The organism is Haloglomus litoreum (genome assembly GCF_029338515.1).
Classification (GTDB): Archaea; Halobacteriota; Halobacteria; order Halobacteriales; family Haloarculaceae; genus Haloglomus; species Haloglomus litoreum.
This window is the reverse complement of the sequence record NZ_CP119988.1, coordinates 4,249,850-4,263,713: the sequence shown is the minus strand read 5'-3', so window position 1 is coordinate 4,263,713 and position 13,864 is coordinate 4,249,850. Positions and strand designations below refer to the sequence as shown.

The 13,864-nt window shown below is 63.2% G+C and carries 14 protein-coding genes and 2 pseudogenes; 8 read left to right on the top strand and 8 right to left on the bottom strand.

The window, feature by feature from the left end; genetic code table 11:
* Window positions 1–99: 99 nt before the first annotated feature.
* The 4 genes and pseudogenes from P2T62_RS23495 to P2T62_RS21225 all read right to left on the bottom strand — a co-directional run.
* Window positions 100–249 (bottom strand): annotated as a pseudogene (locus P2T62_RS23495) (class I tRNA ligase family protein); the annotation flags it as partial.
* 90 nt (window positions 250–339) lie between these two features.
* Window positions 340–2,868 (bottom strand): hypothetical protein, encoded by a 2,529-nt coding sequence (locus tag P2T62_RS21235; RefSeq protein ID WP_276259021.1) that lies wholly within the window; start codon window positions 2,866–2,868, stop codon window positions 340–342.
* Between the two features lie 275 nt (window positions 2,869–3,143).
* On the bottom strand, window positions 3,144–3,806 hold the full coding sequence (locus tag P2T62_RS21230) for a helix-turn-helix domain-containing protein (protein WP_276259020.1): 663 nt from the start codon (window positions 3,804–3,806) through the stop codon (window positions 3,144–3,146).
* 681 nt (window positions 3,807–4,487) lie between these two features.
* Window positions 4,488–5,246, bottom strand: a complete 759-nt coding sequence (locus P2T62_RS21225; RefSeq protein ID WP_276259019.1) for a cupredoxin domain-containing protein — start codon at window positions 5,244–5,246, stop codon at window positions 4,488–4,490.
* A 112-nt stretch (window positions 5,247–5,358) separates the two neighbouring features.
* On the opposite strand from P2T62_RS21225, the gene P2T62_RS21220 reads away from it, so the two are divergent.
* Genes P2T62_RS21220 through P2T62_RS21210 form a run of 3 tightly spaced genes read left to right on the top strand, consistent with a single transcriptional unit; the run spans window position 5,359 to window position 6,333 of the window.
* Window positions 5,359–5,733 carry a winged helix-turn-helix domain-containing protein gene (locus P2T62_RS21220; RefSeq protein ID WP_276259018.1) on the top strand — a complete coding sequence of 125 codons (375 nt, stop codon included), beginning with the start codon at window positions 5,359–5,361 and terminating at the stop codon, window positions 5,731–5,733.
* Window positions 5,733–6,056: a DUF7521 family protein gene (locus tag P2T62_RS21215; RefSeq protein WP_276259017.1), complete on the top strand. Its 324-nt coding sequence runs from the start codon at window positions 5,733–5,735 to the stop codon at window positions 6,054–6,056. Before P2T62_RS21220 ends, P2T62_RS21215 begins: the two co-directional genes overlap by 1 nt.
* Window position 6,057: 1 nt before the next feature.
* Entirely contained in the window at window positions 6,058–6,333 is a 276-nt protein-coding gene (locus P2T62_RS21210) for a DUF7521 family protein (RefSeq protein ID WP_276259016.1), read from the top strand.
* Window positions 6,334–6,478: 145 nt separating this feature from the next.
* Here P2T62_RS21210 and P2T62_RS23490 read toward each other — a convergent pair.
* From P2T62_RS23490 to P2T62_RS21200, 3 genes and pseudogenes are all read right to left on the bottom strand, one after another.
* A pseudogene (locus tag P2T62_RS23490) lies at window positions 6,479–6,702 on the bottom strand (hypothetical protein).
* A gap of 153 nt (window positions 6,703–6,855) precedes the next feature.
* Complete coding sequence (locus tag P2T62_RS21205; RefSeq protein WP_276259015.1) at window positions 6,856–7,410, bottom strand: hypothetical protein; 555 nt, start codon at window positions 7,408–7,410, stop codon at window positions 6,856–6,858.
* Window positions 7,411–7,542: 132 nt separating this feature from the next.
* A complete protein-coding gene (locus P2T62_RS21200; RefSeq protein WP_276259014.1) occupies window positions 7,543–7,977 on the bottom strand; it encodes a TRAM domain-containing protein in 435 nt (144 codons plus the stop codon).
* A gap of 174 nt (window positions 7,978–8,151) precedes the next feature.
* Here P2T62_RS21200 and P2T62_RS21195 point away from each other — a divergent pair, with 174 nt between their 5' ends.
* From P2T62_RS21195 to P2T62_RS21185, 3 genes are all read left to right on the top strand, one after another.
* Window positions 8,152–8,361, top strand: a complete 210-nt coding sequence (locus P2T62_RS21195; protein WP_276259013.1) for an exodeoxyribonuclease VII small subunit — start codon at window positions 8,152–8,154, stop codon at window positions 8,359–8,361.
* A 202-nt stretch (window positions 8,362–8,563) separates the two neighbouring features.
* Complete coding sequence (locus P2T62_RS21190) at window positions 8,564–9,067, top strand: DUF8030 family protein (RefSeq protein ID WP_276259012.1); 504 nt, start codon at window positions 8,564–8,566, stop codon at window positions 9,065–9,067.
* A 480-nt stretch (window positions 9,068–9,547) separates the two neighbouring features.
* A complete protein-coding gene (locus P2T62_RS21185; protein ID WP_420028465.1) occupies window positions 9,548–10,402 on the top strand; it encodes a DNA-binding protein in 855 nt (284 codons plus the stop codon).
* 461 nt (window positions 10,403–10,863) lie between these two features.
* On the opposite strand, the gene P2T62_RS21180 is transcribed toward P2T62_RS21185, so the two are convergent.
* Window positions 10,864–11,757, bottom strand: a complete 894-nt coding sequence (locus P2T62_RS21180) for an MBL fold metallo-hydrolase (RefSeq protein WP_276259010.1) — start codon at window positions 11,755–11,757, stop codon at window positions 10,864–10,866.
* Window positions 11,758–12,308: 551 nt separating this feature from the next.
* On the opposite strand from P2T62_RS21180, the gene P2T62_RS21175 reads away from it, so the two are divergent.
* On the top strand, window positions 12,309–12,449 hold the full coding sequence (locus P2T62_RS21175; RefSeq protein WP_276259009.1) for a hypothetical protein: 141 nt from the start codon (window positions 12,309–12,311) through the stop codon (window positions 12,447–12,449).
* Window positions 12,450–12,849: 400 nt separating this feature from the next.
* The gene (locus P2T62_RS21170) at window positions 12,850–13,800 is read left to right on the top strand and encodes a DUF955 domain-containing protein (protein ID WP_276259008.1); all 951 of its coding nucleotides are present in this window, start codon (window positions 12,850–12,852) and stop codon (window positions 13,798–13,800) included.
* Window positions 13,801–13,864 lie beyond the last annotated feature (64 nt).

Below are 13,864 nucleotides of genomic sequence, written 5' to 3'. Positions count from 1 at the left end.
TTGTATCGGTCATTCGACCTTCTCGGCCTTCGGTGTACGTACAGCGGGAACTGGTAACGACCTGAGATACCGTATCGGAGACCCAATTGTTTGAGGGACGGTCTGTTGGCCCAGTTTCTCCAGGGCGCAGCTGAACACGTCGCTACCGACGTAGATCCGCAGGTGGCCGATGTGCAGGTCGCCGTTGGCATAGGGCAACCCGCAGGTCACCACGGCGGGCTCGCCGGTCGAAAGCTCGTCGTGGCTAATACCCAATCATACCGCTATTCGGGTCAAAAACCGGCTGGTTTCGGGTAGGCCAACGCCAGCGCGATGCCCCAGACGACGGTAATAGGGGCGTCACACGTTCGTAATCACGTGCGTGATACAGCTCTCGTGGACCACGGCGTTGTTGACGATCAACTGCGCGCAGTTCTGGATAGCGTCCGAGCCACCGGGGAACTGATTGGCCGGGAGGACGTCCACGGTCAGCGTCAGCGTCGGGAGCCAGTCGCCGGCCGCGAGACCGCCGGTGTTGGGATGAGTCGCGGTGACGACGCCACCACTGACCGTGACGTTCCAGCCACTGCCGGAGTGAGAGACGTACGAGATCCCGTCTGGAAGATCGTCCGTGACGGTGATCTGAGCGTCACACGGTCCGTTCGTCGGGTTGTGTACCCTGATCTCGTATTCCTCCTGTTGGCCATAGGTGAACTGGGTCGCGGCCACCTTCTCGATCTCGAGGGCGTTACAGCTATCGACCGGCTCGGTGACGGTCATGGTCACACAGGAGCGGTCGTTTCGAGCGTTGCCGTCGTTCCCGTCGATACTGGCGCAGTTGGTGATCTGGTCGCCGGTCTCGTCGATCGACCCGACGGTGACGTCCAGGCTCAACGCGGGGAGGCAGTCTCCGGGTGCGAGCCCGTTGCTGTTGGCGTGGGTCGCGGTGACGACACCCCCGCTCTGGCTGACCGACCAGCCGGTCCCGGTCGCTGAATCGAAGGTCACACCGGCGGGCAGGTCGTCGGTGACGGTCACCTGCTGGTCGCAGTTGCCGTCGCCCTGGTTGCAGACCACGATGTCGAACGTCGTCGTCGACTCGGCGGTAACCACGTCGCCGCCTGCGTGGGTCTTGGTGACCGCGAGGTCACACTCGCCCGGCGCGGGCTGGACGGGAACGCTCACACAGTCGCTGTTGTTGTCGTTGTTGGGGTCCTCGCCTTCGAGACTGACGCAGTTGCGGATCTGATCGCCTGTCTCCTCGATAGCGCCGATCTGGACGTTCATTTCCATCGTGGGCAGGCACTCGCCGGGCTGGAGGCCGCCGCCGTTGGCGTGGGTCGCCGTCACGACCCCGCCGGACTCGCTGAAGCTCCAGCCGGCGCCAGCGCCCACGTCGAACGCCACACCGCTCGGAAGCCCGTCGACGACCGTCACCGGCCCGTCGCAGATCCCGTCGCCCTCGTTGCAAACCGTGACCTCGAAGGTCGCGGTCGTCCCCTCGACCACGGCGTCAGCGCCGATGCTCTTGGAAATGCCCAGGTCGCACTCGCCGTCGAGGTCACCGGGCTCGACGGGTACGCTCACGCAGTCCCAGTTATTGTCGGCGTTGGCATCCGATCCGCCGAGTCTCGCACAGTTGCGGATCTGATCGCCAGTGACAGACATCGAGCCGATATTGAAGGTCAACTCGAGTACCGGGAGACACTCGCCAGGATTCAGTCCAGCACTGTTGTCGTGGGTCGCGACGACTGCCCCGCCGCTCTGGCTGACCGACCATCCGGAGCCAGCACTCGAACCGAAGGTCACGCCGCTCGGGAGGCCGTCGAAGACCGTCACTTCCTCCTCACAGACGCCGTCGCCCTCGTTACAGACCTCTATCTGGAAGGTCGCAGCAGTTCCCTCGGTGACGAACTCGCCATCGTAGGTCTTGGAAATCGACAGGTCGCACTCGCCGGTTGGTTCGCCGGGGTCGACGGGTACGTTCACACAGTCGACGTCGTTCGCGTCGTTCGCGTCTTCGACCTTGAGGGCCGCACAGTTTCGAATCGCGTCCCCGACTTCGTCCATCGAGCCGATATTGAGCGTCAGTTCGAGTACCGGGAGACACTCGCCGGGGCCGAGCCCAGCGCTGTTGTCGTGGGTCGCGACGACCGAGCCACCGCTCTGGCTGACAGACCAGCCAGTACCACTCCCCGAACCGAAGGTGACGCCGCTCGGAAGGCCGTCGACGACTGTCACTTCCTCTGTACAGACGCCGTCGCCTTCGTTACAGACCTCTATCTGGAAGGTGGCTGCAGTCCCCGCGTTGATGACGTCACCCTCGAACGTCTTGGAGATCGTCAGGTCACACTCGCCGTCGAGTTCGACCGGGGCCTTGGCGCAGTCTTTTTTCTTCCCGGATCGCTCGGCCGGGTCCGAACTGACGCTGCCCTGTTCGATCGCGGCGCAGTTGGTGATCTCGGGGCCCACATCCTGTGGCTGGCCGACCGCTATAGTGAGTGTCAGCGTCGGCAGGCAGTCCCCGCCAGCGAGTCCGCCGTTGTTGGGATGCTCGAACGTGACGGTCCCGCCGCTCGCACTGGCGGTCCACCCGCTCCCACTGATCGAGTCGAACGTCGTTCCGGCCGGCAAGTTGTCGGTGACAGTGACGGTGTCGGTACACTCCTCGTCGCCCTCGTTACAGACGGTGAGCTCGAACTCGGTCGTGCTCCCGTACGTGACCGTCCCACCCGAGTGCTCTTTGGTGAGAGTCAGGTCGCAGGGGTCGTCGCCACCGCCCGAACACCCAGCTAGCGCCGCCATACCCCCTGCGCCGACGAACTGGAGCGCCCGCCTGCGAGTGAGCGACCCGCCCGTATCTACCGGTTCCACGTCGTCATCAGTCATCTCTTCTGGCCCCCAGCGCCGGCGGAGTCCCCGTAGGACGTTCCTACTACCCCGCGCGTCATACCTCCGCAGTAAATTTCCGCTGCCCGAGAATTAGGTACAGTGTTACTGTCAGCTACCATTCTTTAGTACAGTACCCCAGCACCCATTACTAATTATCAGGGTTGTTCGAACAACCCGTTTATAAGTTCACCTCCAGTCCCGTGGCGAATCAGTACACCGCAACGTGCCCGAAGCAGCCACACCATACTCATCAGTGGTACGAGAAATTTCAGTTAGTGATCCCTGTCTTCTCCGACGGGTAGCAAGACCTCCTGAAGTATCTTCTCGTTGGCCTGTCGGATGCGCTTGGAGGTCGCTTGCTGGCTGATTCCGAACTCCTCGGCGAGTTCGCCGAGACTGACCTCACGCGGGGACGCAAAATATCCCCACTTGACTGCCAGCACGAGCGCTTCCCGTTGCTCCGGTGTGAGGTCGAGTCGTTGGCCCCGGCTGGACTCCTTGGTCAGTGTGTAGGTCCGCTTGACCTGGATGGAGATGTGCTGGTCGTCGATGGCGTTGTGAAACGCGGTGAGGTTGTCATGATTGGTAAACCGGAGTCTGAACGTCCAGGACGTGTCACCTGTCGCTTCGAGGATCACGGCGTCAGATCGTGCCATCGCGTCTATCAGGTCCGTCGGCGAGTGTTTCCACTCGAGTCGGTACAATCCCTGCTCGCCGTTCCGATCGAGGGCTGTCAGGCTCTCGACAGCGGAGTGTGAACGGACGCCTCGTTCGAAGGCGGAGTAGTCTTCCCCAGTGACCCACACGAACGGCACGACCATTGAGCCGGTCGGGACGACGCGTTCCAGTTCGAGGGAGATGCCGGGGGGTGGATCCAGCACTCGGCCGAGGTGGAAGGCGTCAGCTTCGATAGTAAATTCGAGGTAAACGCTCACATCCGTAGTACAGCCTTCCCCGTTATGGGATTTCCCACTGTCTGGCCCGTCAATTCGGCCAGTCGAGAGCGATTTTCTGCCGGAGAAAATAGAGAAGAGCGTGCTTTCGGTACTGTTCGCTCTCAACTACCCAGATCGAGGGTACCGGCGAATAGTTGGACGGTCTGAGTTCGTGCCGTGCAAGATATGCGCTCTGTATGCAGCAAGGCAGCCGGGAACTACTGGCGGCCTGTCAGAAGAGTGGTGCTGACTATAGAGGGTGTACACGCTCGTCGCCGCCGTCGAGAACGCCGGCACTCGGCGCCGTGCTGATGTCCGCGAGTACGGTCATCGTGGCGGTGAACGCACAGCTCCTGCGACGGGCCGACCTCCAGCCACAAGACGAGTCCGTGCTCTCCCGCCGGTCATAACCGGTTGCGACCGGGAAGCCAGTCGTGTCGTCATCAGTAGCGCTTGGTGAGAACCGTGCCGTGTTCGTGGCTACCTCTGGTGGTCACTTCTCGGCGAGAGCCTGAAACGCCGCTACGCGAGAGATTCGGCCCGTCATTCTTCAGAGGGGGAAAACGAATCGTGACTACGCCGGAAGTCAGGTCGATTCACAATCCCCAGAAACGGACGCACAGCCGGGAAGACTGGAGTTCGTGCTCGAGCCCAGCCAGTGAACCCCGACTCACCCGTTGTCTAGTGCTCGTGGCCCAGCATCGTGTTGACCTGCCCGTTGAGCGATGAGATTTTCGAGGCGACCGCCTCGGACATCTCGCCCTGTGGCTCGGCGAGCCCGGGCTGGCCGTGAGCGTCCGGCTTGCCGACGAGGACGGTTCCGATCATCCCCAGTTGTTCGTGGGGTTCGCAGTAGATGTCGTAGACCCCCTCCGTCTCGAAGGTGTGTTCCCACGTCGCCCCCTCCTCGGTCAGGAGGCCGCTGTCGAACGATGCGGCCCCGTCGGGGATGCGCTGGGGCTTGCCGTTGTCCGGGTGGTAGGCGGCGGCGGAGTGGGTGCCACTCTCGTTGACGAAGGTGACGGTAGCTCCGGGTTCGACCCACGCGACGTGCGGGTGGAAGTGCTGTCCGTCGGACGTCGTCTGCATGTTCACCGTGGCGTGTTCAGCTGGCCCGCTGCCGCTGTGACCGCCTTCGGTGTGGGTCTCTTCGCCCTCGTGGTGTTCCTCTTCTTCGTGGTGCTGTTCCTCTTCTTCGTGGTGCTGTTCCTCTTCTTCGTGGTGCTGTTCCTCCCCGTGATGGCCCTCCTCGCCGTGTTCAGTCGCGGTGGCGGTCGGGCTGTCCGTCGGGGTGGCCGTCGGCGTCGACGTGGGGGTCGTATCCGCTTCACCGCCTCCGCTACCCGGCCCCGACCCGACACAGCCGGCGAGGCCGATAGCAGTCGCTGTACCTGCGATACCCAGGAACGTCCGGCGGCCGAGTTCATCGTCTGACATCATTGGTCACCTTACACCTGCGAGTTGGATGGCAGGGGAGGAAGCCCCACGAGCAGACTTTCCGAGTCGGAACATCTGCCCACAACATATATATGCGGGGAGTTAACCACCGCCCGTGACCGGGGCCTCGTCCGCACGAGAAGCCGACAGTGGCGTAGAGGCCCTCTTCGACCTGTTGGCGGACGAGTACGCCCGAACAATACTCGCTGCAACCAGCCGTGAAGCCATGTCAGCAAAAACACTGAGTGAACGATACGAGATGTCGCTCCCAACGGTGTACCGACGCATCGAACAGCTCGAAGCGTTCGATCTACTCGTCGAGCAGACCGAGATCGACACCACTGGCGGGCACCACCACAGCGTCTACGAGGCCAACCTCGACCACATCGGAATCGATCTGATGGATGGGGACTTCGACATCGAGATACGGCTCCGTGAGGATGCCGCCGATAGGTTCAGCCGCTTGTGGCAAGAGATGCGAGGTGGATGATGCACGAGGGACTTATCATCGCCAAGGCGATTACGATGGTACTCGGGTTACTTATCGCAGGCACCGCCTACCGTAGCTACCGGCGCTCTGGTAACGGGTCGATGTTTTACCTTGCTGTTGGCTTCACCATCATCAGCGTCGGAGCGGTCGTCGAAGGAATCTTGTTCGACGTGATACAGTTCTCCATCTTCTGGGCTGGCACCGTCCAGACCAGCATCGTTGCTGTCGGGATGCTGATCATCCTGTATTCGCTCTACGGACGTTCCGAGAGGTATTCACCAGAAGAACTCCAGCGCAGAAACGATCGGGAGCGGGGTAAGTGAGATGGTCGACGTCCCAACGCTTGTGCTCTCAGCCATCCGATTCGCGGTGTTCCTGCTCGGTGCCGGCGTCTCTTGGGTGAGTTACAAAGCATACCGTCGTACTGGGGAGCGGTTCCTGCGGAATGCCACAGTGGGATTTGCCATTATCACCGTCGGTGTCTTCATCGAGGGCGTGCTGTTCAACTTCTTCTCGTTAGACCTGACGACGGTGCACATCATCGAATCGCTAGCAATTGGCATCGGACTGCTCGTGTTACATCTCTCACTTAGGCCCTGATAATCATCCGACAGGCCCCTGTTGGAACGTTCTGTGGCTGATAGGAGGAGCGTGGTGAGCACAGTGGGTGTCTGGAGCAGGCCCGATTGGGGCGATGTTGGATTCGTTGCTCGTAGGTACCAGCCTTCGTCACCGATACAGTCGCTCAGCAGCAGTCGCTTTCGTCAGGGTTCCACACACACACGCATTCCCCGTCGTCAGGCTGTTTTCCTCGATATGTGCGGAGAGACATGCATAGTTACAGAAGTACTCTGGGGAGTCGCAGTCGTCGTCACAGTCACGGACACAATTCGGGTCGTGGTCGAAGATACGCGACCTACAGTACGCACACAGTTCGTCCGGAGCAGGGGTTGCGACAGTCGTGGACATAACCAGTACTGTGGAGAGTGCCACGCAAAACGTTTCGTGAAGGCTAGCTCATCTCGTGACCGACTCGCGCTCTGTATGCAGCACAGCAGTCAGAACCTATCACCGATTGAGGGTTTCAACAGAGCTGGAAGGACCGACGAGCGCAGCGCCGCTTCACGGCTGTTCGGGCACGTCTGCGTCTTCGGCTTCCCCAAGTACCTCTTCGAGGATACGCCTGACCGTCGGTTGGTGGCTGGTGTCGACGTAGCCCGTGTGTTCGTGGACGAGTTCACGGATCGAATCCACCTCAGCTTCCGGAACCGTCGGGTCCGCCTTGGCTGCGTAGTACAGCGCCACCAGCGCGTGTGGGAGCTGGTCCTCGTGCTTCTGCTCGAGGAGGTCCCTCACGGTCGCCATCGATACGGACGGCCCGTCCTGAATCGCCCGCTGTTTGAGGATGATGGCCTCCAGTTCGGCCTCCGAAACGCGCTCGTCGGGTTGGATCTCGTAGCCGTACTCCTCCACGTGGGGCACCTTGACCCAGGCCTCGTACTCGCCGTCTCTGATGAACACCCACCGGATTGCGTAGTTCTCGCTATCGGAGACACAGTTGGTGACCTCGATGCAGTCCAGATTCACGGTCTTGAACATCGCGTAGGATTTCATCCGGCGGTCGCCGCCTACCAGCACCAGGTCGGTCTCCGGAGGACTGTCTGTAGGTGAGCGCATTGTCTAATGATTGTTGAGTATATAGTAGTCTCTTTCTATGCTTGGAAGTAATTATTTGTGTGGCGAGCCGAGTCTCGCGTCGAAGACAGCGGGGTCGATTCGCCGCCAGAATTACACCGGGCGCTGGTCGTCTCAGTCGTAGTAGCTCAGGCGTTCGACGACGTCGGCGAACGCGACGGTCTGCTGGACGTCCGCGATCTCGATGCGGACGCGTTCGCCCTGCTCGGTATCTGGGACGATGACGACGAACCCGCGCTCGACGCGGGTGATGCCGTCGCCCTGGTCGCCGAGGCTCTCGATCTCGACCGTGCGTGTCTCACCCTCCTTTACTGGGGGCTCGTGGTGGTCGCGGGCGGTGGTTTGGGTTGGCGTCGGGTCGGTTTCGGTGTCGGCTGCCGTCTCGCTCTCCATCTCGGCTGCCGTCTTGAGCACGGCCACGCGATACGTTTCGTTCGCCGAGAGCGTGCCGAGCTGCAGCTCCTGCTCGGGAATCTCAACGTGGTAGCTCCCGCGCTGTTCGGTTATCTCTGCGGAAAACAAACATCGGAGTTGCTCCGGAATCTCCATCAGATATCTCTCTAACCGATCCCGTCCAGCCCATTTGATTCTGCCGCTTACAGGCTTCTGATGGGTTCTACTCCCGTCAGCTTCCGGTGCCGACTGTCTCCGATTCGTGGCTCGGTGGTGCTGACTCTCTGTCCGTGCGAGGGTGACGCCGATTCGGCAGTGTCGTCGGGGGCGATGCGTGCCGCAGCGGATGCCGTCGGGTGGGGTATCAGCGAGCGCATCGACCGGCTGGAGACGATCGCAGAGACACTCGAGGACGGAGAGGTCGGGCTGGAGCGAGCGAAGGACCTCCGGGAGGAGGCCGCCGAGCATCTCGTACTGTTGCGGGAGGCGTTGGCTGTCGGCGATGGGGAGTTTCTCGAGGTGGATGTCGAGGAGGGGTGAGGACGGGAGGCCCGATATCTAACCGCCCGGAGACAGTTCAATCGGGTCTGGTAGGATCTCTGTCGGGGAAAGCCCCCAGTCGCTCGCCCGGTGTGACTCGCTGCGCGCCTCGCAGGCTGCGGTGCTTGCGTCGTCGCACCGGGGCGAGCGACTGGCCCCTTTCAGTCCCACCCGGTCCCGTGCTGGGCCGAGCGCGAGCCGTGTGTTCTTCGGTGTGTGCTCCCGGCGGTTTGTGCCCCTCGCGGGACGGGTGGCGGGGCACCGGCTCCGTCGAGCAAACATGGATTCGACAACTCGCGGTACGGACAGCGGTACTGACGCTCCGATCGGCTTCGAGCCGCTCGACGAGATCGACCTCGCGGTCCCCAACGACTGGGACGACGCCGAGATCGAGGCGCTCGTCGACCGCGTGCTCGCGGCGGTTGCCGAAGGTGAAATCGCTGCCGAGTACCGATCGACCAACCTCTGGGGGGCGAAGCTGATCCGGTATCTGCCTGAGGAGGATGGCTGGTGGTTCGAGAAGCGCCTCTACGATGCTCGTATCGGGTGGCAGTCGGTCTCGAAGTCTCGAGCCGAGGTTCGGGGAGAATTGACCCGGTGGCTCTCGCGGGAGACCTCGCGGGCTCGAGACCGGGACATCGGCCAGTACGTGGATCGGGACGACGCGTTCGTGGTGCGGCCGGTCGAGGCGTTGCGCGACGACTGACTGCCGGCCGACGTGCAGCCGGTTCGCAGCTCGGACTGTCGGGGTCACCGTGGCTCCGTCGGTGGTGCTGGGCTGGTCCTCCGAACCGAGCGGCTGCTGGGTGGCTGGGTGGGTCGTCGACGGCCCGTCACGCTCGCCACGTGCGGGCGGGCGCGGCACTCGTCACCGACCGTTCCGGGCGTGCGGCGCCTGCGGCGCCGTTCCGGGCATCCGGTTTGACGCCAGCGGGTAAGCGAGCCGGTCCTGCGCTGCAGTAGCTGCTCGGACTGCCCTCGCTCGCTGCGCTCGCTCGGCGGCACGCTTACTCCGCTGGACGTTTCCGCCCGCCCGGTTGGCGCGCGTGACTGGTTCTGTGCCCGAGCAGACCGCGCTCTCGCTCGCGCCCCTGCGGGGCGCTCGGAGGCGCGAGCGAGAGCGCTGTTGCTGGTCGGATTGTGTCGAAGGCGTCGGGAGGACGCCTCCAGCTTCCTGGTGAGAAGCATGTCGAGTTACAACGTAATCGCGGAAAAGGTTTCAGTCGAATCGGAGGACGAACAGCAGACGGTTGAGGAGGAACCGGAGCTGCGCCCGACGGTGGAGCTGCGGTCGCAGGCGAAGATCGATTCGGAGGCGATCGCGAAGGTCGACGGGACGGCCGAGCGTGAGCACCCGTACGGGATGACGCTCGTCGCGGAGGAAAAGTGGGAGGCGCGTGAGCAGGAGAAGGCCCGGACGCGGGCGCGAACGGATGGTCCCGTCACCGAGCGGCGCGAGGCGGCCGCCAGAGTGGCAGCGGCACGTGGCAGTCGGCGCGAGCGCGAGCAGTTCGCCCGGCGACGGGCGAGCGTGGACTCGCTGGCCGGCCCCGAGAGCGCGGACCCGCGTGAGAAATTGGATGGGGCGACCCTGGCGGAGGTCAACCAGCAAGCGCAGCGGATTCAGGAGACGGTGCGCGAATGCGGCAGTCGGGCGGCCATCAGCCGACAGTTGGCCGAACGGGTCGCTCGGGGGCAGGATATCACCGAAGCGACGCTGGACGTGCTGGACGCGGAGCGCCGACGTGCAGGGACGGTCGTGCCGATCGGGGAGCTGGAAGACGTGCCCCGGAAGGAGGTCTCAGTGGAGGGTGAGTGGATCGAGGATTGGACGCCCTCGAACAGCGCAATCCAGCAAGTCGGGTTGCTGGAGGATGAGACGGGTCGCGTCAAGTTGACCATCTGGGCCAAGAGTCGGCAGCCGCTGATTGATGAGGGCGAACGCGTTCGGATTCGGGCGGCCGCGACGAGCTGGTACCAGGGACGGGTGTCGCTCGCGTTGACGGCCGACAGTCAGGTCGTCTTCCCTGACCGGGTGTAGCGGGGTCGCCCCGCTCTTTCTTCGTGGGGCCACCACCCGCCAGCCGCCTCCCCACCCACCGCTCCGTGCTCGCTCGCTGCGCTCGCTGTGCGCGCAGCCACGACCTTGGTCTGAATTTCCGGCTCTGTTGAAACCGCTGTATGCTGATAGATGTGACTTGCTGAATCGAGAGGTTGGGCCTTGCGTAGACGGTCTTGAATAGGTAGGTCAGCGACTCTGGTGGGCGAGCACAATCAGTCTATGAGCACCTCTCGGTCTGATTTCGGTCTGCGGACAACGACCGAAGACAGCGATCCCCACCGCGTCTAAACAAGGCCCCAACTTTCTAGTCAGATTGGCCTATGGACCCGTCTGCGGTTCGCATCCACGACACCTAGCAGCTCCGGTTCGACTCCGGAGTAATCTTGTGGGCAGTATATTGTGGCCGCTAGCGGTTTGAGTCCGTCTTCGTCGTTCCATAATCACTCGATGCCGTGGTGTTTGAGGTATCCGTCGGTGATGAGACTCGCGATGAACGATTCGACGCGGTCGTCGTACGGCGGTGAGACATCAACGAGCTCCGTGGCGACGGCCTGTTTCGTCGCCTCGCGTGAGTTGGTCGCCTCGTGTAGGTCGAGGATGCGCTCGTCGAATCGATGGAGTTCGCGCTCGGCGAGGTCGAACGCCGCTGCCGGCTCGCGGGGCCATGTACCGGAGTGCAGGAACGCGATGTGTTCGGGGTCGAGCGTCCGAAGGTGGTCGATGGTGTCGGCGATCTGGTCAACGTCGAAGTTCGGGAGTGTCGCCGGCGGGAGCCACCGGTCGGCTCGTGGGAGATAGAGGCCGAGGCACTCGGCGGCGAACAGGAACTCGCGCTCTGGATCCCAGACCGCGAAATGGTCGGGAGAGTGGCCCGGCGCGTACAGCATCTCGAGGGTGTTGGTCCCGATGTCGATCGTCGTGCCGTCGTTCGAGACCGGGATGACGTTCTCTTCGGGGACGGGGTCCTGTTCGCCGATCAGATCGAAGTAGTCGCCCATGGCACGCTTGCTGCTCTCGATGAGGGTGTCGGGGTCAGTCAGGTGTGACGCTGTCATCTCGTGGATGTAGACATTCAGATCCGGCGCCGCGTCGACGAGGGCGCTCGCGGCACCACTATGATCGACATGGATATGCGAGAGGACGAGATGCTGGAGGTCGCTCGGATCGACGCCGCAGTCAGTGAGCCCCTTTTTGATACTGTCGGCGCTCGTAGCGGTGCCGGCGTCGATGAGTGTCGGTTCCTCGTCGTCGAAGAGGTAGACGGAACTGAACCCCGAGTCGAACAACTCGATGTCGATCCTGTAGACGCCGTCCGTGATCTGGGATGTTGACATTGGCTGCCGTTCGGCGGGCCTGGAGAAGCCGGTTTCGGCGGACCGCTGGGGATGCAGTGCCTCGTGCGTGTAATCGCTGGGGAAATGCCTGTAGCGCTCGCTGGGACCAGCTCGCTCATGGCCGACTTGCGCTGTCTATGCAGCACGGTCGCCGGAACCTATCACCGAGTGGGGATTTACTAGAGCAGAACGTCTCTATCTCCCGGTCTGAGAGACTGCTCCGTCAGTTCCGCGTCTCACGGAGGTCCGGGCTCCGCGTGCCGGTCTGGAGCGGGCCTTCTCCCCTCTTCTGGCCTCGTCCGGACTCGCTCTGTCCTCGGTCTGGCACGCTTGGTCGTCCGCGCCTCGGCATCGTGCTCCTCGCCACCTTCGACTGGCTCCATTTCCGTCCATCCGCGTTGCGACGGAGCGGGATGAAACACGTCGGTTGCGACGACGGACCTGCGCTGCGAGCCCTCGCCCAGGTTGCGTCGACGGACACGAGCGGTATCATCCCGCTCCGTCGCTCGGCCCCGCGTATGGACGGAAATTGTCCTGTCTGCGGTGGCGAGATGCGCGCGATTGACCTCGGCGCGTCGGACGCGTACGAGTGCCAGACCTGCGGAGTCGAGCGTCCCGGAGAGGAGTTGGGCGCCGAAGGGGAGTGGTTCCCGCTCCACGACGACATGCTCGACGCGGACCCCCGGCGGTAGGGGCGGTCCCGTCGTTCCGGTGACTCGTTGTGGAAGGCGTGGTCCGTAGTGGGGCCACCACCCGCCAGCCACCGCCCCCCCACCGCTCCGTGCTCGCTCGCTGCGCGCGCAGCCACGACCTTATTCAGAACTGCGTTGTATGTCAGTCTCACCAGATTTGTGCGTACCTACCCAACGCCGGTGTTCTCGGCAGCTCTCGATCTTCTCCCCTGTCAATACCGTTCCAGCGCTGGTTTATGAGCCCCTGACGGGCGAGGGGCGCTATGAAGCGTGCCTCGTGAGACCGAATGGAGCAAGGCGATCTATACGACATCGGTATCGACGAATCGCACGCACGACAGCGAAACACGACACGACGGGCTCCCCCAGCCGTCACCGACTCCAAGTGGGGGCGGTGCTGATGTCTTCGATAGAACATCCTGAGGAGCGGCCGGTGCAGTTCGACGACCGGGAGGACCGCGACGATGCGATGACCGCGGCCGTCGAGACCTGGATCGACGACCTGCTCGACGCGGCCGAGTCAGCGAGAGCTAGCGAGCAGTTCCAGGCGTGGCTCGACGTGCAGGCGGCCTTCCACGACTACTCCTACCGGAATACGCTCCTCATCAAGCGCCAGTATCCGGGAGCGACACGGGTCGCCGGATACGGGACGTGGCAGGAGGAATTCGACCGGCAGGTCCAGGAAGGCGAACAGGCGATCTGGATCTGGGCGCCGATCATCACCCAGCGGTGTCCCGCGTGTGAGAACAGCGAGTCGTACCACGACCGCAGCGACTGTGACTACGACGAGACGCCGCCGGAGGAGTGGGACCGTGGCCTCGTTGGCTTCAAACCGGTCCCCGTGTTCGACATCTCGCAGACCGAGGGCGAACCGCTTCCGGAACTGGAGACGGCGACGACGGGCGATGCCGGCGACCTCGTCTCCCGGGTGCTCGACGCGGCGGACTCGTTGGGTGTCTCGGTGCGGGTCCGCTCGGAGACGGCTTGGCGCTACGGGGAGGCAGCCGGCGTGTGCCGCCAGCCCGATCCGATGACGAGTCAGCCGCTCGTCGAGGTCGTCGACCGCGACAACGACGCGGATCTGGCGACGACGCTGGTCCACGAGTACGCCCACGCCATCCTCCACTTCGATGTCGAGGACGAGCCGGAGCGAGCCAAGCGGGAACTCGAGGCCGAGGCGGTGGCCTACATCGTCGGGCGGCACTACGGGCTGGACCCCAGCGGCTCAGCGTTCTACCTGGCTGCGTGGGCGGATGAGGAGCTGGATGCGGTGCAGGCTCGGTTGGCCCGCATCAGTAGCACTGCCGAGGAGATCATCGATGCTATCGGCGGTCCGGACCCCGCTGACTGACCTGGGCGGTTTCGGCCTGGGTCGATCCGGAGTGGAATCTCGCCACCGGCGATCCGCCTGTTGT

Bases quoted from the DNA above. Each gene is read 5' to 3' on its own strand.
- P2T62_RS21235 (WP_276259021.1), bottom strand. From the start codon at position 2,868: ATGACTGATGACGACGTGGAACCGGTAGATACGGGCGGGTCGCTCACT.
- P2T62_RS21225 (WP_276259019.1), bottom strand. From the start codon at position 5,246: ATGATGTCAGACGATGAACTCGGCCGCCGGACGTTCCTGGGTATCGCA.
- P2T62_RS21215 (WP_276259017.1), top strand. From the start codon at position 5,733: ATGCACGAGGGACTTATCATCGCCAAGGCGATTACGATGGTACTCGGG.
- P2T62_RS21210 (WP_276259016.1), top strand. From the start codon at position 6,058: ATGGTCGACGTCCCAACGCTTGTGCTCTCAGCCATCCGATTCGCGGTG.
- P2T62_RS21205 (WP_276259015.1), bottom strand. From the start codon at position 7,410: ATGCGCTCACCTACAGACAGTCCTCCGGAGACCGACCTGGTGCTGGTA.
- P2T62_RS21200 (WP_276259014.1), bottom strand. From the start codon at position 7,977: ATGGAGATTCCGGAGCAACTCCGATGTTTGTTTTCCGCAGAGATAACC.
- P2T62_RS21195 (WP_276259013.1), top strand. From the start codon at position 8,152: ATGCGTGCCGCAGCGGATGCCGTCGGGTGGGGTATCAGCGAGCGCATC.
- P2T62_RS21185 (WP_420028465.1), top strand. From the start codon at position 9,548: ATGTCGAGTTACAACGTAATCGCGGAAAAGGTTTCAGTCGAATCGGAG.
- P2T62_RS21180 (WP_276259010.1), bottom strand. From the start codon at position 11,757: ATGTCAACATCCCAGATCACGGACGGCGTCTACAGGATCGACATCGAG.
- P2T62_RS21175 (WP_276259009.1), top strand. From the start codon at position 12,309: ATGCGCGCGATTGACCTCGGCGCGTCGGACGCGTACGAGTGCCAGACC.
- P2T62_RS21170 (WP_276259008.1), top strand. From the start codon at position 12,850: ATGTCTTCGATAGAACATCCTGAGGAGCGGCCGGTGCAGTTCGACGAC.